At 63.2% G+C, this 22,022-nt stretch carries 27 protein-coding genes; 19 read left to right on the top strand and 8 right to left on the bottom strand.

Going from position 1 to position 22,022, the window contains the following annotated elements:
* The 4 genes from CN933_RS04705 to CN933_RS04690 are packed head-to-tail and all read right to left on the bottom strand — an operon-like array spanning nt 1 to nt 3,138.
* A complete protein-coding gene (locus CN933_RS04705; RefSeq protein ID WP_018095058.1) occupies nt 1-333 on the bottom strand; it encodes an XdhC family protein in 333 nt (110 codons plus the stop codon).
* Between the two features lie 55 nt (nt 334-388).
* Nucleotides 389-1,651, bottom strand: coding sequence for a vWA domain-containing protein (locus CN933_RS04700; protein WP_018095059.1), 1,263 nt, complete (start codon nt 1,649-1,651; stop codon nt 389-391).
* Nucleotides 1,652-1,656: 5 nt separating this feature from the next.
* Nucleotides 1,657-2,586, bottom strand: a complete 930-nt coding sequence (locus CN933_RS04695; RefSeq protein WP_018095060.1) for an AAA family ATPase — start codon at nt 2,584-2,586, stop codon at nt 1,657-1,659.
* 24 nt (nt 2,587-2,610) lie between these two features.
* On the bottom strand, nt 2,611-3,138 hold the full coding sequence (locus tag CN933_RS04690; protein ID WP_018095061.1) for a flavin reductase family protein: 528 nt from the start codon (nt 3,136-3,138) through the stop codon (nt 2,611-2,613).
* Nucleotides 3,139-3,297: 159 nt separating this feature from the next.
* On the opposite strand from CN933_RS04690, the gene CN933_RS04685 reads away from it, so the two are divergent.
* From CN933_RS04685 to CN933_RS04655, 7 genes are all read left to right on the top strand, one after another.
* Entirely contained in the window at nt 3,298-4,386 is a 1,089-nt protein-coding gene (locus CN933_RS04685) for a branched-chain amino acid ABC transporter substrate-binding protein (protein ID WP_026168606.1), read from the top strand.
* Nucleotides 4,383-5,390 carry a P1 family peptidase gene (locus CN933_RS04680; RefSeq protein WP_018095063.1) on the top strand — a complete coding sequence of 336 codons (1,008 nt, stop codon included), beginning with the start codon at nt 4,383-4,385 and terminating at the stop codon, nt 5,388-5,390. The genes CN933_RS04685 and CN933_RS04680 overlap by 4 nt, the downstream gene beginning before the upstream one ends.
* A 62-nt stretch (nt 5,391-5,452) precedes the next feature.
* Complete coding sequence (rpe, locus tag CN933_RS04675) at nt 5,453-6,133, top strand: ribulose-phosphate 3-epimerase (RefSeq protein WP_018095064.1); 681 nt, start codon at nt 5,453-5,455, stop codon at nt 6,131-6,133.
* A complete protein-coding gene (locus CN933_RS04670; protein WP_018095065.1) occupies nt 6,130-6,867 on the top strand; it encodes a DUF2259 domain-containing protein in 738 nt (245 codons plus the stop codon). The genes rpe and CN933_RS04670 overlap by 4 nt, the downstream gene beginning before the upstream one ends.
* Nucleotides 6,867-7,424: a hypothetical protein gene (locus CN933_RS04665; RefSeq protein WP_018095066.1), complete on the top strand. Its 558-nt coding sequence runs from the start codon at nt 6,867-6,869 to the stop codon at nt 7,422-7,424. The genes CN933_RS04670 and CN933_RS04665 overlap by 1 nt, the downstream gene beginning before the upstream one ends.
* A 63-nt stretch (nt 7,425-7,487) precedes the next feature.
* Nucleotides 7,488-8,795 carry an adenylosuccinate lyase gene (purB, locus tag CN933_RS04660; RefSeq protein WP_018095067.1) on the top strand — a complete coding sequence of 436 codons (1,308 nt, stop codon included), beginning with the start codon at nt 7,488-7,490 and terminating at the stop codon, nt 8,793-8,795.
* A 150-nt stretch (nt 8,796-8,945) separates the two neighbouring features.
* Nucleotides 8,946-9,251, top strand: a complete 306-nt coding sequence (locus tag CN933_RS04655; protein WP_018095068.1) for a PilZ domain-containing protein — start codon at nt 8,946-8,948, stop codon at nt 9,249-9,251.
* A gap of 63 nt (nt 9,252-9,314) precedes the next feature.
* Here the strand turns inward: CN933_RS04655 and CN933_RS04650 are convergent, their stop codons facing one another.
* Nucleotides 9,315-10,127, bottom strand: a complete 813-nt coding sequence (locus tag CN933_RS04650) for a DUF2189 domain-containing protein (RefSeq protein WP_018095069.1) — start codon at nt 10,125-10,127, stop codon at nt 9,315-9,317.
* Between the two features lie 164 nt (nt 10,128-10,291).
* Between CN933_RS04650 and CN933_RS04645 the strand changes: the two genes are divergently transcribed.
* On the top strand, nt 10,292-10,846 hold the full coding sequence (locus CN933_RS04645; RefSeq protein ID WP_018095070.1) for an RBBP9/YdeN family alpha/beta hydrolase: 555 nt from the start codon (nt 10,292-10,294) through the stop codon (nt 10,844-10,846).
* Nucleotides 10,847-10,872: 26 nt separating this feature from the next.
* Here CN933_RS04645 and CN933_RS04640 read toward each other — a convergent pair whose 3' ends face one another.
* Nucleotides 10,873-12,111 carry a LysR substrate-binding domain-containing protein gene (locus CN933_RS04640; protein ID WP_018095071.1) on the bottom strand — a complete coding sequence of 413 codons (1,239 nt, stop codon included), beginning with the start codon at nt 12,109-12,111 and terminating at the stop codon, nt 10,873-10,875.
* 112 nt (nt 12,112-12,223) lie between these two features.
* Between CN933_RS04640 and CN933_RS04635 the strand changes: the two genes are divergently transcribed.
* Genes CN933_RS04635 through CN933_RS04605 form a run of 7 tightly spaced genes read left to right on the top strand, consistent with a single transcriptional unit; the run spans nt 12,224 to nt 18,672 of the window.
* A complete protein-coding gene (locus CN933_RS04635) occupies nt 12,224-12,958 on the top strand; it encodes a PIG-L deacetylase family protein (RefSeq protein WP_020487475.1) in 735 nt (244 codons plus the stop codon).
* Nucleotides 12,955-13,629, top strand: coding sequence for a 4-carboxy-4-hydroxy-2-oxoadipate aldolase/oxaloacetate decarboxylase (locus CN933_RS04630; protein WP_018095073.1), 675 nt, complete (start codon nt 12,955-12,957; stop codon nt 13,627-13,629). Before CN933_RS04635 ends, CN933_RS04630 begins: the two co-directional genes overlap by 4 nt.
* Before the next feature lie 41 nt (nt 13,630-13,670).
* A complete protein-coding gene (locus CN933_RS04625; RefSeq protein ID WP_018095074.1) occupies nt 13,671-14,555 on the top strand; it encodes an NAD(P)-dependent oxidoreductase in 885 nt (294 codons plus the stop codon).
* 1 nt (nt 14,556) lies between these two features.
* The gene (locus CN933_RS04620; protein WP_018095075.1) at nt 14,557-16,101 is read left to right on the top strand and encodes a tripartite tricarboxylate transporter permease; all 1,545 of its coding nucleotides are present in this window, start codon (nt 14,557-14,559) and stop codon (nt 16,099-16,101) included.
* A complete protein-coding gene (locus tag CN933_RS04615; RefSeq protein WP_018095076.1) occupies nt 16,098-17,087 on the top strand; it encodes a tripartite tricarboxylate transporter substrate binding protein in 990 nt (329 codons plus the stop codon). The genes CN933_RS04620 and CN933_RS04615 overlap by 4 nt, the downstream gene beginning before the upstream one ends.
* The gene (locus tag CN933_RS04610; RefSeq protein ID WP_018095077.1) at nt 17,084-17,590 is read left to right on the top strand and encodes a tripartite tricarboxylate transporter TctB family protein; all 507 of its coding nucleotides are present in this window, start codon (nt 17,084-17,086) and stop codon (nt 17,588-17,590) included. The genes CN933_RS04615 and CN933_RS04610 overlap by 4 nt, the downstream gene beginning before the upstream one ends.
* A gap of 23 nt (nt 17,591-17,613) precedes the next feature.
* Nucleotides 17,614-18,672 carry a 4-oxalomesaconate tautomerase gene (locus CN933_RS04605; protein WP_018095078.1) on the top strand — a complete coding sequence of 353 codons (1,059 nt, stop codon included), beginning with the start codon at nt 17,614-17,616 and terminating at the stop codon, nt 18,670-18,672.
* A gap of 65 nt (nt 18,673-18,737) precedes the next feature.
* On the opposite strand, the gene CN933_RS04600 is transcribed toward CN933_RS04605, so the two are convergent.
* Nucleotides 18,738-19,052, bottom strand: a complete 315-nt coding sequence (locus tag CN933_RS04600) for a DUF1476 domain-containing protein (RefSeq protein ID WP_018095079.1) — start codon at nt 19,050-19,052, stop codon at nt 18,738-18,740.
* Between the two features lie 229 nt (nt 19,053-19,281).
* Between CN933_RS04600 and purC the strand changes: the two genes are divergently transcribed.
* The 4 genes from purC (at nt 19,282) to CN933_RS04580 (ending at nt 21,573) form a co-directional block, all read left to right on the top strand.
* The gene (gene purC, locus CN933_RS04595) at nt 19,282-20,046 is read left to right on the top strand and encodes a phosphoribosylaminoimidazolesuccinocarboxamide synthase (RefSeq protein WP_003531407.1); all 765 of its coding nucleotides are present in this window, start codon (nt 19,282-19,284) and stop codon (nt 20,044-20,046) included.
* An 18-nt stretch (nt 20,047-20,064) separates the two neighbouring features.
* Nucleotides 20,065-20,307: a phosphoribosylformylglycinamidine synthase subunit PurS gene (gene purS / locus CN933_RS04590; protein WP_003531405.1), complete on the top strand. Its 243-nt coding sequence runs from the start codon at nt 20,065-20,067 to the stop codon at nt 20,305-20,307.
* 81 nt (nt 20,308-20,388) lie between these two features.
* A complete protein-coding gene (gene purQ, locus CN933_RS04585) occupies nt 20,389-21,060 on the top strand; it encodes a phosphoribosylformylglycinamidine synthase subunit PurQ (protein ID WP_018095081.1) in 672 nt (223 codons plus the stop codon).
* 105 nt (nt 21,061-21,165) lie between these two features.
* The gene (locus CN933_RS04580; RefSeq protein WP_018095082.1) at nt 21,166-21,573 is read left to right on the top strand and encodes a hypothetical protein; all 408 of its coding nucleotides are present in this window, start codon (nt 21,166-21,168) and stop codon (nt 21,571-21,573) included.
* Nucleotides 21,574-21,733: 160 nt separating this feature from the next.
* Here CN933_RS04580 and CN933_RS31775 read toward each other — a convergent pair whose 3' ends face one another.
* Nucleotides 21,734-21,976 carry a DUF1127 domain-containing protein gene (locus CN933_RS31775; RefSeq protein WP_234841310.1) on the bottom strand — a complete coding sequence of 81 codons (243 nt, stop codon included), beginning with the start codon at nt 21,974-21,976 and terminating at the stop codon, nt 21,734-21,736.
* Nucleotides 21,977-22,022: the final 46 nt, after the last annotated feature.

The following is a 22,022-nucleotide window of genomic DNA, read 5'->3' as shown; positions in this document are numbered from 1 at the left end:
TCAGCCGTCAATTCGTTCGACATAGACGCGGATCCGGCCACCGCAGGAAAGGCCGACGCGCCAAGCCGTCTCATCGGCCACTCCGAATTCGAGAACCCGCGGCGTACCGGACGCAATCACCTCGGCAGCCTCCGCAATAACCGCGCCCTCGACGCAGCCGCCGGAAACGGAACCCTGAAAATTGCCTTCGCCGTCGATCACCAGATGGCTGCCGACGGGACGGGGCGCGGAACCCCAGGTTTCGATCACGGTCGCGAGAGCCACGGAGCGACCTTGACCGTGCCAGGTCTCGGCCACCTCCAGAGGATCGAGGATGTTCGGCTCGTTCTGCATGCTGCAACTCCGAAAATTGCACTCAGGCGATGATCCTGCATCGGATCAAGTCACATCACTGTGACGCATTCGCCGGCGCGCGGTCAACGGCCGGCCGTCCATGGTTCAGGAAGCGCCGCGGATCGGCGTCGCGCGCTCCGCGCCCGGACAGCGATTTCACCAGATCGGCGACGGATTCGAGGTTGTGGATCGGGCGGAACTCGTCGACATGCGGAAGCATGGCCCTGACACCTCGGGCGCGCGCCTCGAAACCGTCGAAACGCAGCAACGGATTGAGCCAGACGAGACGGCGGCAGGAACGGTGCAGTCGATCGATCTCGATCTCCAGTTCGGCCGTATCGTCGCGCTCGAGCCCGTCGGTCATCAAGAGGACAACGGCCCCCTGCCCGAGCACCCGGCGCGACCAACGGCGGTTGAACTCGTGAAGCGTCTCTCCGATACGCGTGCCGCCCGACCAGTCCTTGACTGCCGCGATGCAGTCGTCCAGCGCCTCGTCGGGGTCGCGGTTGCGCATCTGCCTCGTGACATTCGTCAACCGCGTCCCGAAAAGGAAAGTACGGACACGATGGCGCTGTTCGGTGAGGGCGTGCAGAAAGTGCAGGAATATCCGGGTATACTTGCTCATCGATCCGGAAATGTCCGCAAGCACGACCAATGGCGGATGGACGAGCCGCGGCTCGCGAAAGCGCGGCAGGATGAAGTCCCCGCCGAACCGCATGGCATCTCGCATGGTGGAGCGCGGATCGATCCGCACCGGGCGGTGGGACCGTCGATAGCGGCGCGTGCGTACCCGGTCGAGCGGCAGCAGGACTGCGGACAATGCCTTTCTTGCCTCCGCGATCTCCGCGGCCGTCATCTGGCCGAAATCCGCCTTGCGGAAGAGTTCGCGGCCCGAGACCGTGTAGCGTGCGTCGACCTCCACCTCCGGCGCTTCGCTTGGCTGCTGCGCGCCGTCCCGGCCGGCAAGAAGCGCATCACGGACGCGTTCTTCGCCGGCGCGCCGACGCCGATCCTCCCCGGAGCGGGGCATGGCAATGGGCGACATGAGCGCGATCATCTTGTTCACCAGATCCGGCGAGCGCCAGAACAGCCGGAAAGCCTCGTCGAATACGGCCTGGTCTTCATGCCGCTTGACGAAGGTGCATTGGAGCGCTGCATAGAACTCGCCGCGGGAGCCGATGCCGATCAGCTTCACGGCACCGATCGCATCGGCGATGGCGGCCGGACCGATCCGCAGTCCCGCCCGCCTGAGGGCACGGGCGAAGAAGACGATATTATCGGCGAGCCTTCCATCATTCGCATGGGCTCCCGCGGTCATCCTGCTCAGCCCTGCGCCAGCAATTCGGCCTTCACCTCGGCAAGCAGGCGGCGGCCTTCGGCACCTTCGATCCGGGCGATGTCGTCCTGATATTTAAGAAGCGTCCCCAGCGTATCGGCTACCGTCTCGGGATCGAGCGCCAGCGCGTCGAGCTCCGTGAGTGCCGTGGCCCAGTCGATCGTTTCCGCGACGCCGGGGTTCTTGAAAAGGTCGAGCGCCCTCAACCTCTGAACATAGGCAACGATCTCGCGCGAAAGCGCCGCGTTGCAGCCCGGGACCTTGCGGCGGATGATCTCCAGTTCCTGCGCCGCCCCGGGGTAGTCGACCCAGTGATAGAGACAGCGCCTCTTCAAGGCGTCGTGGATTTCGCGCGTCCGGTTGGTGGTGATGATGACGATCGGCGGCTCGTCGGCCCTGATCGTCCCGAGCTCGGGGATTGTGACCTGGAAATCGGAAAGCACCTCCAGGAGAAAGGCCTCGAAAGCTTCGTCGGTGCGGTCGAGCTCGTCGATCAGGAACACCGGCGCCCGCCCGGCCGTCGTTGATATCGCCTGCAGCACCGGCCGTCTTATGAGGAACCGCTCGGAAAAGATGTCGCTTTCCACTCTCTGGCGGTCGACGGTGCCCGCCGCTTCCGACAGGCGGATTTCCAGCATTTGGGCGGGATAGTTCCACTCGTAGACGGCCGAGGCGACGTCAAGTCCCTCGTAGCACTGAAGCCGGATAAGGGGCCGGTCGAGGGCGCGCGCCAGCACCTTGGCGATCTCGGTCTTGCCGACGCCGGCCTCGCCTTCGAGGAATAGCGGGCGCTTCATCCTGAGGGCCAGGAAGAGAACGGTCGCCAGCGCGGTTCCGGCGAGATAATCCTGCGCCTCCAGCATCGCCCTCGTCTCGTCGATGGACTGAGGCAGCTTTCCTGTCACCTGTCTCGCCATGCTTCCTCCCGCGTGGACGAAAACCTATAGCGTGTGATATCCGCGGTCTACATAAATGAGCGGTGGCTGCTTCGGGCCAAGCTGCACATCCACGACCTCGCCGATAAGGATGAGATGCGTGGCCACTTCCTTGACTTCGATCAGGCGGCAGTCGAAGGCAGCGATCGCCTCGACGAGGATGGGTGCACCGGTCGTGCGCTGCGTCCACCGGCCGAGGGCAAAACGTCGTTCCATGTCGAGCTGGTCGCGGCCAGAAAAGGCGTGAGCCAGGGCGTGATGCTGGGAGCCGAGCAGGTTCAGCGCGAAACTGCCGCCACGCGAAAAGATGTCGTTGCGCCGGTTGGCTGCGTTGAGGCAAGCGAGCACTGTCGGCGGATCGTCCGATACCGAGCAGGACGCGGTGATCGTGACGCCACGCCGCTCCTTGCCATCGGCCGCCGTGATCAGCTGCACATGCGACGACATGCGGCTCATCGCATCACGGTAGGTTATCGGGTCCAGCCGGGTCTTCTCCAACACATCTCGCTCCGGAACGATATCTCGCACATACATAGACTCTCGCGGAAAATATGAAACCCGGCGATGCGAGAATCTTGCGGATCAGCGGCGCTTGCAATCGATGCGGCGACAAAGCCTCGTTATGCCTCGATCTTTTCCTTTGACCGGCGCGCCCACATCCTTAAAACATGGCGGTCGATAGCGGGAAATGACATGCCTAGATCAATCGCCACGAGCCTCTTTGTCGCTGCACTTGCCCTGACCGGTCCTGCTTTCGCTGCCGGCGTAAAGGTCGCGGTCGTGGCTCCCGAGGAAGGGCCCTTCGCCTCCCTCGGCAGGCAGATTTCTGCCGGGGCAGTATTCCAGGCCGGCGACCGCGGAAGCCAGGTGATCCCGATCAGCGAAACCTGCGATCCTGCCGGCGGCGAGGCGCTGACGAAGGCCCTGCTTGCGAGCGGCGCCGAAGCGGCGATCGGCTTTCTGTGCACCGAGAGCCTTGAGGCCGCGCTGCCGGCCCTGGCCGAAGCCGGCATTCCGGCGATCACCGTCAGCGTCCGTTCCGACATCCTCATGGAGGACGCACTCAAGAAGGAGTGGCCGTTCTATCGCCTGGCGCCGGGCGGCAAGGCGGAAGCGGCGGCGATCACCGATGCCATCGTCGCGAACTGGAAAAGCAGGCCGCTCGCTCTGATCGACGACGGGACGATCCACAGCCGCGAGCTTGTCGAGAGCGTGCGCAACGGGTTGGCCGAGATCGGCATAACGCCCGTTTTCACCGACACCTACCGCCCCTCGCAGGAGCAGCAGGTGAGCCTCGTTCGGCGACTGGCGAAGAGCGGTGCAACGCATGTCTTCACCGGAGGCGATCGCAACGATACGGCGGTGATTGCGCGTGACGCGAAAGCGGAAAACGTCCCGATAACCCTTTTTGGCGGCGACACGCTGAACGCTGCCGATCTCGACGTGCCGCTCGAGAACGGCGTCCTTGCCATGACGATACCCGACCCCGCACGATCGTCGGAGGCTGCGGCGGTGGCAAAGGCCATGCGCGCCGCCAAGATCGAGCCCGAGGGATATGTTCTGCCCGCCTTTGCCGCAGTGTCGCTCCTCGAGCAGGCAAAGGACCAGGCGGCAAAAGACGGCAGCTCGCTTGCCGATGCCCTGACGAAAGGACCCTATCCGACGGTGCTCGGGCCGATCGGGTTCAACAATGCGCACGAGCTTGCCGAAACCCCTTACAGGCTGATGCGATGGCAGGACGGGCGTTTCGTCGATGCAACCGCTACGGACAATAAGGAATGATGCGGAAAGGGGCCAGAAATCTCATCACGGACGTGCCCGGATTGCTGGTCGGCAATGCCGAGGATGTCAGGCTGAAATCCGGGGTTACGGCCGTGCTTTGCGATCCGCCGGCGACGGCCGCCGTTCAGGTTCTCGGTGGCGCTCCCGGTACGCGCGAGACCGAGCTGCTTGCGCCCCACAATACGGTCCAGGTGGTCGACGCGATCGTGCTCTCCGGTGGCTCGGCCTTCGGCCTCGATGCCGCCTCGGGCGTTCAGGCGGCGCTGCGCGAGATGGGGCGCGGTTTCGCCGTCGGCCCGCATCGTGTGCCGATCGTGCCCGCGGCGATCCTCTTCGATCTGGCAAATGGCGGCGACAAGGATTGGGGACGCTACGCTCCGTATCGCGATCTCGGCTACGAAGCGGCGCATGCGGTATCGGCGGACTTCGGCACCGGCAGCACCGGCGCAGGCACGGGCGCGCTTACCGCGACCTTCAAGGGCGGTATCGGCTCCGCGTCGACGGTGCTGGCCAATGGGATCACTGTCGGCGCCCTCGTGGCCGTGAATGCCGTCGGCTCCGCGACCGTCGGCGACACACCTCATTTCTGGGCTGCACCCTTCGAGATGGACGACGAGTTCGGCGGGCTGGGCCAGCCCACGCCCTGGCCGCAGGACGCCGCTACCCCGCGCTTCAAATTTCGGGAGCGGCAAGCGTCGGGGACGAACACGACCATCGCAGTCATAGCCACCGATGCGCTGCTCACCAAGGCGGAAGCCAAGCGTCTGGCGATCGCGGCCCATGACGGCTTTTCGCGTGCCCTATGGCCGTCTCATACGCCCCTTGACGGCGATCTGGTCTTCGCGCTTTCGACGGGCACGAGCGGAAAGACGCCGCTGCTTCAGGATTTCATCGATCTCAGCGCCGCGGCAGCCGCCACGATGGCCCGTGCGATCGCGCGCGGCGTCCATGATGCACGAGATGCCGGAGACGATCTGATACCTGCCTGGTCCTCACGCTCCTGATCTTCGCGCCGGTTGTTCGGGAGGCCCGAGAATGCTATGGCGCGGGAAAGAGCCGGAGCCCGATGATGACCCACCCAATTCGCATTGCCCCGTCGATCCTGGCGGCCGACTTCTCCAAACTCGGCCAGGAGGTTCGCGACGTCGCCGAGGCCGGCGCAGACTGGATCCATCTCGATGTCATGGATGGACATTTCGTGCCGAACATCACCTTCGGGCCCGACGTCATCAAGTCGCTGCGCCCGCACACCCGGGCAACCTTCGACTGCCACCTGATGATCGCGCCGGCCGATCCCTTCCTCGAAGCCTTCGCGAAGGCCGGTTGCGACATCATAACAGTCCATGCCGAAGCAGGCCCGCATTTGCACCGCTCGCTGCAGACTGTGAGGTCGCTCGGAAAGAAAGCCGGCGTCTCCATCAATCCGGCGACGCCGGAAAGCGCCATCGAATATGTCCTCGACACCGTCGATCTCGTTCTTGTGATGACGGTCAATCCTGGCTTCGGCGGCCAGAAGTTCATCGGCGCGACGGAGGAGAAGATCCGGCGGATCAAGTCAATGATCGGCAGTCGCCCGATCGAGATCGAGGTGGATGGCGGTATCGCGCCGGATACGGCCGGCGTCGCAGCGAAAGCGGGCGCCAATGTGCTGGTCGCCGGCTCCGCCATCTTCAAGGGCGATTCCGTCGATGCGTATCGAAGCGCCATCGAAGTGCTCCGCACACAGGCGGAAAAGGCACGCGGATGAAGGCGCGCGCAGCCACTGCCGGCATCATGGTGGCGATGCTTGCCGCATCGGGTGCCGCGGTCGGCGACTATGCCGCCTTTCAACCGATCGGCTTTTCATCGGATGGCGATGTCTTCGCCTTCGAGGAATACGGTATCCAGGACGGCTCCGGCTTTCCCTATTCTACGATTTACGTTCTCGACACCAATACCGACGCCTTCCTGCCAGGCGCGCCCGTGCGCGCCGTTGCGGAAGAGGACGGAGCCGATCTGCACACGGCGCGCGGTGAAGCCCACAGGCGCTCTGCGCCGCTCATCGATGCCTATCGTCTCCACCACACGCCGGGAGTGATCGCCGCCTATAATCCTGTGACCGAGCTCGATGCAGAGCCGCGCACGCTGACCTATTCCTCATTTCCCGCCGATGCACCCTTCCGCAAGGTTTATACGCTGAAGCTCGAAGAGAAGGTCTTCGAGCCGGAAGGGATTTGCGAGGGCTTTCTGAAAGAGGTAAAGGGCTTCCGTCTGACGATGACCGAGAAGGCCGGAAAACCCGCAGCGGAAATACTCGAAGACGATCAGCGGATCCCACTGAGCCGACGTTGCCCGACGGGCTACCGCATCGGCGGCGTCGTGACCCATGTCAAGACCGATGGCTCCGAGGTCCATGCAGTGATGATCCTGGTCGAGTCGCTCGGCTTCGAAGGCACCACCGACGGCCGCTGGATCGCGGTACCGGTGCGGATTCCCGGTTGATGGAGGGGAAGGCCGCGGTCCGGGCAAAGGTGCTCGTCGCAGCCCCGGACCGGCCCAAGCGCTTCCGTCTCTCCCATTCGGTTCCGAGCCTGCGGGAAGCGATCCTGGGCGCGCTCTGCTGGGGCTTCGCGATGGCGCTCTCGGCGTGGCTTGCACTTTGGTGGCGGGAAAATGACGCCACCTTCCACCTGAAAAGCATCCTCGCGCTTTACGCGTGGGGCGGTCTCATCGCATGGCCGCTCTCGCTATTTGCCGCCCGTTGCCTGTCGCAGAACCGACCGGTCGAGACACGCTTTTCAGCTTTTTTCCTGTGTCTCACCGCCGGCACGATCGGAACGACGGCATTCCTGTTCGCCCTCGACTACCGCGCTTTCTATGCGCAGTGGCATGCGACGACCGGGACTCGCACCTGGATGTTCCAGTTCGCGTTCACGTCGCTGGCCGCCTTCTACCAGTTTCTGGTCCTCGGCGTTCGCCTTTATCTGCCGCTCGGTGCCGTCGCGCTCGTGGCAACGAGTCTGCTGCTCGCGCGATCGGACGCGCGGCAACGGCGTTGAGCTTCACCGCCATCTTTGATAGAGGCACAGCCATCCTCCACTCTCGACGAAAGCTTGAAGCCCATGATCTCCCGTTACTCCCGGCCGGAAATGGTGGCCATCTGGTCGCCGGAAACCAAGTTCCGCATCTGGTTCGAGATCGAGGCGCATGCCTGCGACGCCTTGGCCGAAATCGGCGTGATCCCCAAGGAAGCTGCAAAGACCATATGGGAAAAGGGCGGCGCGGCAACCTTCGACGTCGCCCGCATCGATGAGATCGAAGCCGTCACCAAGCACGATGTCATTGCCTTCCTCACCCATCTTGCGGAATTCGTCGGCCCCGACAGCCGCTTCATCCATCAGGGCATGACCTCTTCCGACGTGCTGGACACCTGCTTCAACGTTCAGCTCGTCCGCGCGACCGATCTCCTGCTCGCCGATCTCGACAAGCTGCTCGAGGCGCTGAAACGGCGTGCCTTCGAGCACAAGGACACGGTGACCATCGGCCGTTCGCACGGCATTCACGCCGAGCCGACGACCTTCGGCGTCAAGCTCGCGCTTGCCTATGCGGAGTTCGACCGCTGCAAACAGCGCCTTCTCGCTGCACGCGAGGAGATCGCGACCTGCGCCATTTCCGGAGCGGTCGGCACCTTCGCCAATATCGATCCCCGCGTCGAGGAACATGTGGCAGAAGCACTCGGCCTCAAGGCTGAACCCGTTTCGACTCAGGTGATCCCGCGCGATCGCCACGCGATGTATTTCGCAACGCTCGGCGTCGTCGCCTCCTCCATCGAGCGTCTCGCAACCGAGATCCGGCATTTGCAGCGCACCGAGGTCCTGGAGGCGGAGGAATATTTCTCGCCGGGCCAGAAGGGCTCTTCCGCCATGCCTCACAAGCGCAATCCGGTGCTGACGGAGAACCTGACGGGACTCTCCCGCATGGTCCGCGCCTTCGTCGTTCCGGCCATGGAAAACGTCGCCCTGTGGCACGAACGCGATATCTCGCATTCGTCGGTCGAGCGCATGATCGGTCCGGATGCGACGGTCACGCTCGATTTCGCGCTGGCCCGGCTGACCGGCGTCATCGACAAGCTTCTCGTCTACCCGGACAATATGTTGAAGAATATGAACAAGTTCCGCGGACTTGTTCACTCCCAGCGTGTTCTTCTCGCCCTCACCCAGGCCGGTGTTTCGCGCGAGGATGCCTACCGGCTCGTACAGCGCAATGCCATGAAGGTCTGGGAACAGGGCAAGGACTTCCTCGAAGAACTGCTCGCCGACACGGAAGTCCGTGCAGCTCTTTCCGAAGAGGACATCCGGGAGAAATTCGACCTCGGCTATCATACCAAGCACGTCGACACGATCTTCCGGCGGGTTTTCGGTTCCGTCTAGGTGGGACGGAAACCGCTGATCCCGGAATGGCGCACGTTTTTCCATGCCCGCATTTGACGTCCTTCGTTCAAATGCGGGCGAAGTCTTTAGCGGTCCTTTAGGTGCTCCATGTGAAGCTTACAGCTGTCGCAATCAGGTTTCGAGAAAACCATGGTTTACAAGGACAGCCTTCAGCGCGCCTCTTCGCGCGAAAAGACGAAGATAACCGGGACCGTCACCTGCAAGACGGGTTCGACCAACGGGATTGTGGTCGATCTTTCCGACGAAGGCATCTGCTTCAGGCTGCTCTTCGATATCGGCGCGCGGACCGGTCAGGAAGTGACGATCAGGAGCGAGGAGCTCGGCTTTCTCTCCGGCATGGTGCGCTGGGTCCGCGGCGACAGGATCGGCATCAAGCTGAACCTGTCCTCGAACACGGCAGCCCAGATCTCATCCTATTACAAGTTCTTTCGCTGATCAGTGGCGATCCGAGCGGGATGTTGAGGCGGTCGCTCCCAACTCCCCGCTCGAGCGGGAGACCTATCGCGCCGGACCGGCCGGTTGTTCCACCAGCTTGCGGTAGAGATGCCACGTCGCGTGGCCGAAGATCGGCATGATGACGGCAAGACCGACGAAGACCGGGATGGAGCCGATCACCAGTCCGGCTGCGATGATCAAGCCCCACAGGGCCACCGGCACCGGATTGGCGAGCGTCGCTCTGACCGATGTTTCCATCGCCGTCAGCGCACCGACGTCGCGATCGAGGAGCAGCGGGAAGGTGACGACGCTTATCGACAGCACGACGACGGCAAAGACGAAGCCGACAAGATTGCCGACCAGGATCAGATTCCACCCCTGCTCGGTGGTGGTCACACTGGTCCAGAACTCCGAGATCGAAGCCGGAGGCGTCGAACCGAAGATGGTTAGATAAAGACCCTGGGCGACCAGCAGCCAGACGACGAAGATGACGAAGAGGACAGCGGCAACCGCGAGGATCGACGGGATTGCCGGATGGCGATGCAGCCGCATTGCGTGCGGCCACCGCGCGTCCATGCCGAGTTCGCGACGCCTGCTGACCTCATAGAGGGCGATGGCAGCAACAGGCCCGATGAGGGCAAAGCCGGAAGCGAGCGGATAGAGCAGCGGCAACATGTTCGCTCCCGCACTCCACGTCATCAGCACGACGCCGGCGATTGGATATATGAGGCACAGAAAAACATAATGCGACGGCTTTTCCCGGAAGTCATCCAGCCCGAGACGCAACGCGTCGAACACATCCGCAATGCCAATCTTTCGTATGCCGGGATGCGCGACGGTCGGATCTGCCCCCGACAGAACATGGAAGGTTGTCATGGCTCACACTCCTCAACGAACCAGAGCAGCCACGGACCCGCGACAGTGGTGTTAAAAGATGGGCCGCTGTCGAACCGCGACTGTGAGTGTGATTATACAGAAAATGCCGCCTCTGTCGCCTCCGCCTTGACTTCGGCCTTTTTCGACTTCAAATCGCGACGATCATGAAGGTTTCCGAAACACATATCCTCATCGTTCCCGGCTACACCAACTCGGGCCCGAACCATTGGCAGACCCGATGGGAGCGTAAACTGTCGACCGCGCGCCGCGTCGAGCAGGCAGAATGGTCGAAGCCGGTGCGGGAGGATTGGGTGGCGCGCATGATCGAGGAGGTCAATGCCGCAGAGAAGCCGGTCGTCATTGTCGCGCATTCGCTCGGCGTTGCCACGGCGATCCACGCACTGCCTCATTGCACGCGGCAGATTGCCGGCGCATTCCTGGTTGCCCCGCCGGACGTCGCCAACCCGAATATCCGGCCGAAGCACCTGATGACCTTCGGCCCCTATCCGCGCGATCGCCTGCCCTTCCCGTCGATCATGGTGGCCAGCCGCAACGATTCCTTCGGCTCCTACGAGCACGCCGGCGATATCGCAAACGCCTGGGGATCGCTGCTCGTCGATGCCGGCGACGCCGGCCACATCAATACGGAATCCGGCCACGGCCCCTGGCCGGAAGGTTCGATGGTCTTCGCCCAGTTCATGAGCCGCCTGCGGGCGTAGGACACGTTATCGTTCGACATCGCAACTCACGCCTGGCCGAGACCCGCTGCCGCCACCCGCAGGTATTCGAGAAAAGTTTTCTGAAGCCTGCTCGGCAGCCAGTTCTCCCGAACGGTGACACCGATCGTCCGCGTCCGGAGCCGGCTGCGCACCTCATCGGCGACCGGAATGCAACCAAGGAGATTTTCTCTTTCCTCGATGGCGATCTGGCGGCGAGAGAGCATCGACAGCCGGTCGCTTTCCAGAATGATGGCACGCGTGAGAACGAGCGAGCTCGTCTCGATACTCGCCCTTGGCGCGTCCCCGCAACCAGCAAAAAGCGCATCGAATGCGGCCCGGATAGGCGTGCCGGGACGCTGGGCGACCCATTGCTGGGCGGCGAGCTGGTCAAGTGATGCACCCTTTCCGCTGCTGTTGAGAAGCGGGTGCCCGGATCGTCCGACCACCGCGTAGGGGTCCTCGAAAAGGGGCTCCGCCCGCAGCCCCTCGAGGTCGCTGCCCGAACGCAGCGCTCCGATCAGAATGTCGCTCGCGCCGGTGCGCAACTGCTGCGACAGAGCCTCGTAGGAGCCATCCACGACTTCCACCCGGGCATTCGGGTGCTCCGCCATAAGGGGGTTGACGGCGCGCGCAATCAACAGGGTGCGCGCAAGCGGAAGACTTGCAATCTTGATCCGCCCTTCCATGCGCCCTTCGATTTCGCGGATTTCATCCAGCGCCTGCTCCAGTTCGGTGAGGGCCACCTGCCAGCGCATCGCGAGGCGGCGGCCTAGTGTATTCGGCGCCACGCCGGCCGGGCTGCGCATGAGGATGGCCCTGCCGATATTGGTCTGCAGGTCATGCAATGCCCGGTGCAGCGCCGCCGGCGAGCCGCCGCCGCCGCGCGCCGCCTCGGTGATGGAACCGTTGCCGGCAAGGGCGATCAGCGCCTCTATCTGCCGAAAGGTTATTCGCGCGATACATTTGGCGACCAGCGTCGGATCGCGCTGCGAACTCAAGCCGAAGAGCTCGGCCAGCGCCAATGCGATCTGGTTCTCCATGCGGCGTATCCGCGTCAAGAGAACCTCGCCGGCCGCCGTCGGCTGACTGCCGGCAGCATAGCGCGACAGGAGTTTCGCGTCGAAGCGGCGCTCGATCCCCGCGAGCGCCACCGAGACGGCGGGTTGTGAAATGTGCAGCTCGGCGGCCGCCCGGTTGAGGCTGCCCGTCTCGCAGACCTGCATGAAGACCCGCAGATGCCGGATGTTGATATCCATTGCGATCAACTGTGCTCCAGAGGCAGATTCGAAAAAAACTATAGCTCGGCTCGGCTTTCGTATTAGCACCGGGGCCCTGTCGGATGCCAGTGTCCACTCCGAAGAATGAAGGAGCATGGATATGCATCAAAAGACCGGACTCGTCGTCAGCGCGCATTCGGCCGACTTCGTCTGGAGGGCTGGCGGCGCGATCGCGGCCCACGCAAGACAGGGTTATGCAGTCACAGTCGTTTGCCTGTCCTTCGGCGAGCGCGGCGAGTCGGCGAAGCTCTGGAAAAAGTCGGGAATGACTCTCGAGGCCGTGAAGGCGGACCGTCGGCGCGAGGCGGAAAACGCCGCGAAGGCGCTCGGCGTTCGCGATATCCTGTTCTACGATCTCGGCGACTACCCCATGCAGGTGACGCCGGAAGCCTTCGATCGGCTGGTGGACCTCTACCGCGAAATACGCCCGGAGTTCATGCTGACGCACTCGCGGCAGGACCCTTATAACTTCGATCACCCGATGGCGACCGAGTTCGCGCAGCATGCGCGTGTCATAGCCCAGGCGCATGGGCACAAGCCCGGCACGCCCGTACTCGGCGCCCCGCCTGTCTATCTCTTCGAGCCGCACCAGCCGGAACAATGCAATTGGAAGCCGAACTTCCTGCTCGACATCACCGATGTCTGGGAGAAGAAACTGGCGGCGATCAAGTGCATGGAGGGACAAGAGCATCTCTGGGAATATTATACCCGTGTCGCCCTCCAGCGAGGCGTCCAGGCCTCGCGCAATTCCGACTACAAGATCACCTATGGAGAGGCCTACGAGGCCGTGTTTCCGCATGTCACCGGTACACTCGGACATGGAGCGCTGGGATGAGCGTCGTTCACCGGAATATCGAGCGGACCGGTCAGAGCCTTGTCGACGCCCTGGCGGAGTGCGGCGTTGCGACGGTCCACGAGGCGATGGGCCGCACCGGCCTGATGCAGTCCTATATGCGCCCCATCTGGCGCGGGGCGCGCGTGGCGGGTACGGCGGTGACGGTCTCGATACCGCCTGCCGACAACTGGATGATCCATGTGGCGGTCGAGCAGTGCCGCGAAGGCGACATTCTCGTGGTCGCACCGACCTCGCTGTGCGACGCCGGCTATTTCGGCGAATTGCTTGCAACCTCACTTATGGTGCGTGGCGTGCGCGGTCTGATCATCGAGGCCGGGGTACGGGATGTCAGTGAATTGGAGGAAATCGGCTTTCCCGTCTGGTCACGGTTCGTCTCGGCACAGGGAACGGTGAAGGCGACGCTTGGTTCGGTCAACGTGCCGATCGTCTGTGCAGGCGCCGCCGTGGCACCCGGCGATGTCGTCATCGCCGACGACGACGGGGTCATGGTCGTACCGAAAGCGCAGGCAGAACAAGCGGTCGCGGCCTCGCGCGCGAGGCTTGAGAAGGAGCGCAAGACGCGTGAGCGGCTGGCCGCCGGCGAACTGGGACTGGACATCTACGACATGCGCGGCGCACTCGCAGCCAAAGGACTGAAATACATCGATTGAAGCGGGAGATGGCGCAGGAGCCACTTCCGCAGGGAGGACGAATGACCACGATTGCATTCATCGGCTTCGGCGAGGCAGCGCAGTCCATCGCCGGCGGGCTTGGCGGCCGGAACGCCGCGCGGCTCGCCGCTTACGATTTGCGCTTCAACGACCCGGCTGCTTCCGACGCCCTGCGGGCAAGAGCGGCGGAACTCGGTGTCGAACCGCTCGACGACGTGGCCGGCATTGCTTCCGCGGATGTCGTGCTGTCGCTCGTCGTCGGTGCCGCGACGAAGGCCGTCGCCGCCTCGGCGGCGCCGCATCTTTCCGGCGAGGCGGTCTTCATCGACCTCAACTCCGTCGGGCCGGACACCAAGGCCCTCGCAGCCGGCGCGATCGCTACCGGGAAGGGCAGCTTCGTGGAAGGCGCCGTCATGGCGCGCGTGCCACCCTATGCCGAGAAGGTTCCGATCCTCGTTGCGGGCAAGCGTGCCGTCGAGGTGGCGGGGCGCCTGAACGCGCTCGGCATGAACCTCGAAGCGGTCGGCGATACCCCTGGCCAGGCTTCGTCGCTGAAGATGATCCGTTCGGTGATGATCAAAGGTGTCGAGGCCCTGCTGATCGAAGCTCTGTCCTCGGCGGAGCGGGCCGGCGTTACCGAGCGCATTCTTGATTCGGTCCAGGAGACCTTTCCCGGCCTCGATTGGCGTAATGTGGCCGACTATTACCTGTCCCGGACCTTCGAGCACGGCGCCCGTCGCGTGACAGAGATGACCGAAGCAGCCGAGACGATCGAATCGCTCGGACTGAGCGCCCCCATGTCGCGGGCTGCCTGCGAGACGATCGCTGCCGCTCATGCGGCGATGAAGGATCAGGGGCTCTCCGTAAATGACGGCTATCGCGGTTTCGTACCGGTGCTCGCACGCCGCCTGGCGAAGGACAGTTGAGATGGACGGTATCTTACAGTCGCTCGGCGTCATCTTCAGCCTTTCCGGCGTTGCCGTACTCGTCACCGGGGCCCTGCTCGGGATCGTCATCGGCGCCCTGCCCGGACTTGGCCCGTCGATCGGATTGAGCCTGCTCATCCCGTTCACCTACAATCTCGGCCCCGAGCTCAGCATGCTGCTGATGATCTCGCTCTATACCTCAGCCGAATATGGCGGCTCTATCAGCGCTATCCTCCTGTCGACCCCGGGCACGGCCGCCGCTGCGGCGACCGCGATCGACGGCTATTCCATGGCTCGACAGGGCAAGGCGAACGAGGCGATCGCGATTTCGCTGACTGCCTCCACCGTCGGCGGGGTTCTCGGCGGGCTTGCGCTGCTGCTGCTGGCCATGCCGCTCGCCTCGCTGGCGTTGAAATTCGGACCGGCCGGGTACTTCGCCGTCGGCGTGTTCGGCCTGAGCTCGGTCGCGGCACTGTCCGGTGGTTCGCTGGTCAAGGGTCTTGCCTGTGCCGCCTTCGGTCTTGCGCTGGCGACGGTGGGCATAGATCCGATCGCCGGCACGCCGCGCTTCACCTTCGGACTTTTCCAGCTCTATGAGGGCGTACCGTTTCTGGCGGCACTCATCGGCCTCTTCGCCGTGTCGGAAGCGCTCGCGATGGTCGAGAGCCGCGTGGTGTCGGCGCCGTCCATCAAGGACAAGGTCGGCCACGTCTTCATGTCAGCGGCGCTGTGGAAGGAAACCTGGCGCTCCATGCTCTCCGGTTCGGCCATAGGCACCGTGCTCGGAATTCTTCCCGGTGTCGGCGGCAACATCGCGTGCTGGGTCGCCCGCGATTATGCCCGCGCCCGGGACCGTCATCCCGAAGAGTTCGGCAATGGCTCCGCAAACGGCATCGCGGCACCTGAAGCCGCCAACAACGCCACAGTCGGCGGCGCACTCGTACCCCTCCTTGCGCTCGGTGTTCCCGGTTCCCCGACGACCGCGATCATGGTCGGCGCACTCATCATGCACGGTCTGCATCCCGGTCCGCAGCTCTTCAACGAGGCGCCGTCACTGGTCTATGCGATCCTTTTCGGAACGATCATCGCGTCGCTGGTGCAATATGCCGCGGGCTCTCTTTTCCTGCCGCTCATGGCCCGGGTGATGCGGCTGCCCGACGCGGTGATCGCCGTCGGCATCATGGCCTTTGCCGTTCTCGGCGCCTTCGCCATCCGCAACCTGATGTTCGACGTCTACCTGATGCTCGGCTTCGGAGTCGTCGGCTATCTCATGAAGAAGCTCCGCTTCCCGGTCGCCCCCGTCATTCTGGCTATGGTACTCGGCTATCTGGTGGAGTCGAACTATCGTACCGCGCTCGTGTCCTCGCAAGGCGACTACACGATCTTCGTCACCGATCCGATCAGCCTGATCTTCCTCATCCTGAGCCTCGTCAGCCTGCTGACGCCGCTTTGGCGACGGATCCAGGCGCGCCGCGCCAGTGCGCGGACCGAAGAAACGCGGACTGCACTGTCCGTTGAAAGCATCCAACTGGAGGAGAAGACATGAGTATTACAAGAAGAACGTTCGGCGCGCGCATGGCAGGCGCGGCTGTGGGGCTGGCCGTCGTCCTGTCGGGATTTGCAGCACCGGCGAACTCCCTCGCCGCGGAATTTCCGGAAAAGCCGGTGACGCTGGTGGTTTGGGCGGGTGCCGGGGGAGCGCTCGACACTTACGGCCGCAAGCTCGCCGAACTCCTGGAAAAGGAGGCAGGGTGGACGGTGAAAGTGGACAACAGGCCGGGCGGCAGCGGCGCCGTCGGCGTCTCGCAGATCATGACGCAGCCGGCCGACGGCTACAACATCCTCGTCCTCACCGGGACACTGACCTTCGGCATCGCCCAAGGCCTCATTCCCTTCGAACTCGAGGATTTCCGCCTGCTTCGGGCCATGCAATCGGAGCCGTCTTCGCTTGCGGTGCTTTCCGACAGCCAATTCAAGACCGTCGACGATTTCATCGGATACATGAAGGACAATCCGAACGGCCTGAAAGTCGGCGGCCATGCGCCCGGAGGCTTTCATCAGTACATGCTGTACCAGCTCATGACGAAGGGCGGCTTCGAAAGCGGCTGGATCCCGCATGACGCGTCGGGCAAGGTGACGCTCGGCCTTCTCGGCAAGCACCTCGATGCTGCCATGATGACGCCATCGACCGGCCTTGCGCAGGTCAAAGGCGGCGAAATCAAGCTGCTTGGCGTTTCGACCGACAAGCGTAGCGCATTCCTGCCCCACGTACCGACGTTTAAAGAGCAGGGCTACGACATCGAGGGGGCGGTCTGGCGCGGTATCGCGGTAAAGGCGGGAACACCCGACGACACCGTCGGCGCCATCCAGGCTGCAGTGGACAAAGTGACTGCATCCGAGGACTGGAAGAAGTTCCAGACCGAGCAGTTCCAGGATAGCCCCGACTGGAAGGAAGAGGATTTCACCAAACGGGCGCAGAGCGATCTCGCCAACCAGGTCGAATTCCTCAAGGCCAACGGATACGTCGAATGAGCGGTCACGCATCGGGTGCTCCGGAACATGACCTCTCCGCCGGGCACGGCGGGGAGGCACCGCACGGGCACTATTGGCAAAACCTCGTCGCGGCTCTTGTGTGCATCGGCTGGAACGCGGGCTTCCTGCTGTTGAGCCTCGGTCTGCCGGCTGGACATTCACGAGGCGATGTCGGGCCGGGTTCGCTGCCCATTCAGGTTGCTGTCTTCGGTACGGCGGTGTCGGCCGTCTATCTCGTTCAGGTCCTGAGGGGCGTCGATCTCGGCGGAACGCACGGCAGGCTCGACATTGCGCGCGTCAGCGGCTTGATGGCCCTCTTCGTCGCCGTGTGTCTCGGCGCGAACTGGATGGGGCTGGCTCTTTGCCTCGGAATCGGCGCGGGCGTGGCGACGCTGCTCTTTCCGGGCGAGAAGCCGCTCGTCCGAGCCGCAGCAACCGGGGCCGGCTTCTGGGCGATCGCCTATCTGGTATTCGGCAAGCTGCTCGCGCTTCCTCTTCCTTGAAACGGCCTGACAGGAGTGAACACATGACGCCAGACGGTATCGCGTGCATGATGATGAGAGGCGGCACGTCGAAAGGCGCCTATTTTCTCGCCGACGATCTTCCGACCGACGCTGGAGAGCGCAACCGGCTCCTGCTGCGCATCATGGGGTCGCCCGACCCGCGCCAGATCGACGGCATAGGAGGGGCCGATCCGCTGACAAGCAAAGTAGCCGTCGTCCGCGCCTCGGCTCGGCCCGGTTTCGACGTAGATTTTCTCTTTCTCCAGGTCTTCGTCGATCAGGCACTGGTAAGCGACAGCCAGAATTGCGGCAATATCCTTGCCGGTGTCGGCGCTTTTGCCGTCGAGCGCGGGCTGGTCGAAGCCGCGGAAGGCGAAACCGCCATCCGCATCTACATGGAGAACACGTCCCAGTCTGCTGTCGCGCGCATCCGCACCGCGAAAGGCCGACCCGTCTATACGGGCGACGCGTCGATCGACGGGGTGCCGACTCCCGCCGCCCCCGTCTATCTGACCTTCACGGACGCCGCCGGATCAAGCTGCGGCGCATTGCTGCCGACCGGCTCGGCCGTAAACGAGATCGAGGGTGTTGCCTGCACGCTGATCGACAACGGAATGCCGGTCGTGGTCATGCGGGCGGCGGATTTCGGCCTGACGGGATATGAGAGCCGCGAAGAGCTCGAGGCGAACGAGGCTGTCAAGGCGCGTATCGAGCGCATCCGCCTCGCCGCAGGACCGCTGATGAATTTGGGCGACGTCACGAAAAAGTCGGTCCCCAAGATGACCTTGGTCGCCCTTCCGGTGAATGGCGGCGCCATCATGACCCGCAGCCTCATTCCCCACCGCGTGCATGCTTCGATCGGCGTCTTTGGCGCGCTCAGCGTGGCCACGGCGTGCCTGCTGCCAAACAGTCCCGCAGCGTCCCTCGCCACCTTGCCGGAGGGCGAGGAAAAAACCCTGGCCGTCGAGCACCCGACGGGCCGCATGGAAATCCTGCTTCGGCTCGACAACGCCGGCAGCGTGGAGGAATGCTCGTTTCTACGAACCGCGCGAAAACTCTTCGATGGTCGCGTCTTCGCATGACAGCGGGGGCGCCGCTCAAAGAAACACCGCCCGGTCTCTGCCGGGCGGCGGCATGCAGGTGTCGTTTAGTTTTTCTGTAGCTGTGCAACCGCTTCCGAGAGCAATTCAATCATGCGGACGCGAATGTCGTCCTCGGATATTGCAACGCCAGCCGCGTCGAAATCGGCCTTGATCTTGCGCACGACGTCCTCGTGCCCGGCCTCTTCGAAATCCGCGGCAACGATCTCGCTCGCATAGGCTTCCGGGTCGGACTTGGCGAGAAGACCGGCGGCCCAAAGGCCAAGCAGTTTGTTGCGGCGGGCGGTGGCCTTGAACCTCAATTCCTCGTCCAACGCGAACTTCGCCTCGAAAGCCTTCTCGCGGTCCTGCATCGTCGTCATCAATCGATCTCCCTGAAAAATATGCTGCCCGAAGCACTATCGCCATAAACCAAAAGGCTCTCGAAAGTGCAATGCGCCTTTTCGCCTTCGGCGACTTTCATGATAGCCTAATCTAATCCGGGGATGGAAAGACACGCCGATTGTTAATTGTCTTCTTTTCGGATATGGACCCGCTGAGAAAATTCCCAATGCGCCTCCCAAGAGCGCCAACAACCACAGAGACAGATCCATGAATCGTCGCCGCCGTATCTACGAGGGCAAGGCCAAGATCCTTTACGAGGGTCCGGAACCGGGCACGCTGATCCAGTTCTTCAAGGACGACGCCACCGCCTTCAACAAGAAGAAACATGACGTCATCGACGGCAAGGGCGTACTCAACAACCGCATTTCCGAGTACATCTTCACGCATCTGAACAAGATCGGCATCCCGACCCATTTCATCCGCCGCCTCAACATGCGCGAGCAGTTGATCAAGGAAGTGGAGATCATCCCGCTGGAGATCGTGGTGCGCAATGTTGCCGCCGGCTCTCTTGCCAAGCGCCTCGGTATCGAGGAAGGCACCGTCCTGCCGCGCTCGATCATCGAATTCTATTACAAGGCCGACGCCCTCGACGACCCGATGGTCTCCGAGGAGCACATCACGGCTTTCGGCTGGGCGAGCCCGCAGGAACTCGACGACATCATGGCGCTCGCCATCCGCATCAACGATTTCCTTTCCGGCCTCTTCCTCGGCGTCGGCATCCAGCTGGTCGACTTCAAGGTCGAATGCGGCCGCCTCTATGAGGGCGACATGATGCGCATCGTCCTGGCCGACGAGATTTCCCCCGACAGCTGCCGTCTCTGGGACATAGAGACGAAGGAAAAGATGGACAAGGACCGGTTCCGCCGCGATATGGGCGGACTTGTCGAAGCCTATCAGGAAGTGGCCCGCCGCCTCGGCATCATCAATGAAAACGAGCCGCCGCGCGGTTCGGGTCCGGTGCTGGTCAAGTAATCTCGGGGATAAGCAAAAGTGATCAAGGCACGCGTAACCGTGACGCTGAAGAACGGTGTTCTCGACCCGCAGGGCAAGGCTATCGAAGGCGCTCTCGGCGCTCTCGGCTTTGACGGCATCGGCCAGGTGCGACAGGGCAAGGTCTTCGATCTGCAGCTCGAAACCGCCGACAAGGCCAAGGCTGAAGCCGACCTCAAGGCCATGTGCGAAAAGCTGCTCGCCAACACCGTTATCGAAAACTACAGCATCTCCCTCGCCTGACGGCGGGGGCGGCCATTGCACTGCGTTGAAACAGCCCCGGAAATCCTTATATGCCGGGTGCAAAGGCAAGATAGGTACGTCATGAAGTCCGCCGTCGTTCAGCTTCCTGGTCTCAATCGCGACCGCGACATGATCGCGGCGCTGACGAAGATTTCCGGCAAGGCGCCTGTCACCGTCTGGCAGACCGAGACCGAAATCCCGGATGTGGATCTGATCGTCATTCCCGGCGGCTTTTCCTATGGGGACTATCTGCGCTGCGGCGCGATCGCTGCACGCATGCCGGTGATGCAGGCGATCAAGGCCAAGGCGGAGCAAGGCGTGCGCGTCCTCGGCGTCTGCAACGGTTTCCAGATCCTCGTCGAAGCGGGCCTCCTGCCCGGCGCGCTGATGCGCAACGCCTCGCTGAAGTTCGTCTGCCGCGAGGTGAAGCTGGAAGTCGTCAACGCCGACACCGCTTTCACCCGCGCCTACGCCAAGGGTCAGGTAATCCGCAGCCCTGTCGCCCACCATGACGGCAACTATTTCGCCGATGCGGAAACGTTGAAGGCAATCGAAGGCAGCGGCCAGGTCGTGTTCCGCTATGCCGAAGGCACCAATCCGAACGGCTCCGTCAACGACATCGCCGGCGTCCTGAACGCGAAGGGCAATGTGCTCGGCATGATGCCGCATCCGGAAAATCTGATCGAGTCCGCCCATGGCGGCGCGGACGGCCGAGGACTCTTCGCCTCGGCGCTGGACGTAATTGCTGCTTAAGTTTTGTCATGTAGCACTACGGGCGGAAAATCGCTTCGTACTTATGAAATTGCTCCGGTCGCCGCTGGAAGGCGGCATTCGCCACCAGTTCCCGTGAGACCTCCTATGTCATCCATTGTTAACGGACGTTCCCTTGCGCTCGCCTGCGTTGCCGCCAGCCTGACGCTTGTCGCCGGTTGCCAGTCGGGGCGCCCTGCCGCACCGGCCGCGAGTTCCGCCGCGCTGCCGACCATGGAACGCATCGCTCTCGGCGCGAATGGCTGTTGGTTCAAGTCTGGCGATGCGGCGTTCAAAGCCTATCGCCTCGCCCCCGAACTCAACTCCTTCTCCGGACGCCCGCGCATCCTGATTGTCCCGCGCAAATCACCGGAATCGCGCCCGCTTGCCGTGGTCGAGGCCGAGGGTCAACCAGCCCGCCTGCAGGCGTTCGGCCCGCTGATGAGCGAGCCCGTAGGGACGCGCATCGCCGCGGACGTGCGCCGTTGGGCCGCCGGCGGCAAAGGCTGCAGCTGATCCGACCATCTTCGGCAACGCGCCCTTCCGCGGGGGCGATGCTCTCACGGAGGAGTCCGGCCAGGCCAAGTCATTGGACTGGAAAGACTCTTCCGCGCCGCAGACGCGGCGCCGCTCTCATCTCGTGTGACGGGACAGGGAGGAAGCAATCGCCGGACACCTACCGCCAGAAAGGGACGGCCGACTCACGCCGCGCCTCTTTTTCACTCACACCGATATCGTCGAGCAGATGCGTGCTCAGTTCGTCGAGCGCCAGACGGCTGCGCCTCTTGGACGCCAGTTTGCAATAAAGTTGCCAAAGCCGCGACAACAGGTTTCCCGCGCCACTTCGTGAATCAATGCCGAAGCGGGCCGGTGGCCGCGCATTGCACTCCCGGGGCTGAATTGCATCAATTGCACCCATTGTCACCACCATTGCTCACATTGAATCTGTTCCCATTGAGATAATT

The sequence above is a fragment of the Sinorhizobium sp. M4_45 genome, assembly GCF_002885915.1.
Classification (GTDB): domain Bacteria; phylum Pseudomonadota; class Alphaproteobacteria; order Rhizobiales; family Rhizobiaceae; genus Sinorhizobium; species Sinorhizobium meliloti_A.
The sequence above is the reverse complement of the archived record's forward strand: the minus strand, read 5'-3'. Positions and strand labels throughout refer to the sequence as shown.

What these genes read in the sequence shown, in the direction of transcription:
- CN933_RS04600 (WP_018095079.1), bottom strand. Translation starts at nt 19,052, where the DNA reads ATGACGACGATGCAGGACCGCGAGAAGGCTTTCGAGGCGAAGTTCGCG.
- CN933_RS04700 (WP_018095059.1), bottom strand. Translation starts at nt 1,651, where the DNA reads ATGACCGCGGGAGCCCATGCGAATGATGGAAGGCTCGCCGATAATATC.
- CN933_RS04625 (WP_018095074.1), top strand. Translation starts at nt 13,671, where the DNA reads ATGACCACGATTGCATTCATCGGCTTCGGCGAGGCAGCGCAGTCCATC.
- CN933_RS04655 (WP_018095068.1), top strand. Translation starts at nt 8,946, where the DNA reads ATGGTTTACAAGGACAGCCTTCAGCGCGCCTCTTCGCGCGAAAAGACG.
- CN933_RS04630 (WP_018095073.1), top strand. Translation starts at nt 12,955, where the DNA reads ATGAGCGTCGTTCACCGGAATATCGAGCGGACCGGTCAGAGCCTTGTC.
- CN933_RS04610 (WP_018095077.1), top strand. Translation starts at nt 17,084, where the DNA reads ATGAGCGGTCACGCATCGGGTGCTCCGGAACATGACCTCTCCGCCGGG.
- CN933_RS04705 (WP_018095058.1), bottom strand. Translation starts at nt 333, where the DNA reads ATGCAGAACGAGCCGAACATCCTCGATCCTCTGGAGGTGGCCGAGACC.
- CN933_RS04690 (WP_018095061.1), bottom strand. Translation starts at nt 3,138, where the DNA reads ATGTATGTGCGAGATATCGTTCCGGAGCGAGATGTGTTGGAGAAGACC.
- CN933_RS04615 (WP_018095076.1), top strand. Translation starts at nt 16,098, where the DNA reads ATGAGTATTACAAGAAGAACGTTCGGCGCGCGCATGGCAGGCGCGGCT.
- CN933_RS04605 (WP_018095078.1), top strand. Translation starts at nt 17,614, where the DNA reads ATGACGCCAGACGGTATCGCGTGCATGATGATGAGAGGCGGCACGTCG.
- CN933_RS04635 (WP_020487475.1), top strand. Translation starts at nt 12,224, where the DNA reads ATGCATCAAAAGACCGGACTCGTCGTCAGCGCGCATTCGGCCGACTTC.
- rpe (WP_018095064.1), top strand. Translation starts at nt 5,453, where the DNA reads ATGATGACCCACCCAATTCGCATTGCCCCGTCGATCCTGGCGGCCGAC.
- purQ (WP_018095081.1), top strand. Translation starts at nt 20,389, where the DNA reads ATGAAGTCCGCCGTCGTTCAGCTTCCTGGTCTCAATCGCGACCGCGAC.
- CN933_RS04645 (WP_018095070.1), top strand. Translation starts at nt 10,292, where the DNA reads ATGAAGGTTTCCGAAACACATATCCTCATCGTTCCCGGCTACACCAAC.
- CN933_RS04620 (WP_018095075.1), top strand. Translation starts at nt 14,557, where the DNA reads ATGGACGGTATCTTACAGTCGCTCGGCGTCATCTTCAGCCTTTCCGGC.
- CN933_RS04680 (WP_018095063.1), top strand. Translation starts at nt 4,383, where the DNA reads ATGATGCGGAAAGGGGCCAGAAATCTCATCACGGACGTGCCCGGATTG.
- CN933_RS04685 (WP_026168606.1), top strand. Translation starts at nt 3,298, where the DNA reads ATGCCTAGATCAATCGCCACGAGCCTCTTTGTCGCTGCACTTGCCCTG.
- CN933_RS31775 (WP_234841310.1), bottom strand. Translation starts at nt 21,976, where the DNA reads ATGGGTGCAATTGATGCAATTCAGCCCCGGGAGTGCAATGCGCGGCCA.
- CN933_RS04695 (WP_018095060.1), bottom strand. Translation starts at nt 2,586, where the DNA reads ATGGCGAGACAGGTGACAGGAAAGCTGCCTCAGTCCATCGACGAGACG.
- purB (WP_018095067.1), top strand. Translation starts at nt 7,488, where the DNA reads ATGATCTCCCGTTACTCCCGGCCGGAAATGGTGGCCATCTGGTCGCCG.
- CN933_RS04665 (WP_018095066.1), top strand. Translation starts at nt 6,867, where the DNA reads ATGGAGGGGAAGGCCGCGGTCCGGGCAAAGGTGCTCGTCGCAGCCCCG.
- CN933_RS04670 (WP_018095065.1), top strand. Translation starts at nt 6,130, where the DNA reads ATGAAGGCGCGCGCAGCCACTGCCGGCATCATGGTGGCGATGCTTGCC.
- purC (WP_003531407.1), top strand. Translation starts at nt 19,282, where the DNA reads ATGAATCGTCGCCGCCGTATCTACGAGGGCAAGGCCAAGATCCTTTAC.
- CN933_RS04650 (WP_018095069.1), bottom strand. Translation starts at nt 10,127, where the DNA reads ATGACAACCTTCCATGTTCTGTCGGGGGCAGATCCGACCGTCGCGCAT.
- CN933_RS04580 (WP_018095082.1), top strand. Translation starts at nt 21,166, where the DNA reads ATGTCATCCATTGTTAACGGACGTTCCCTTGCGCTCGCCTGCGTTGCC.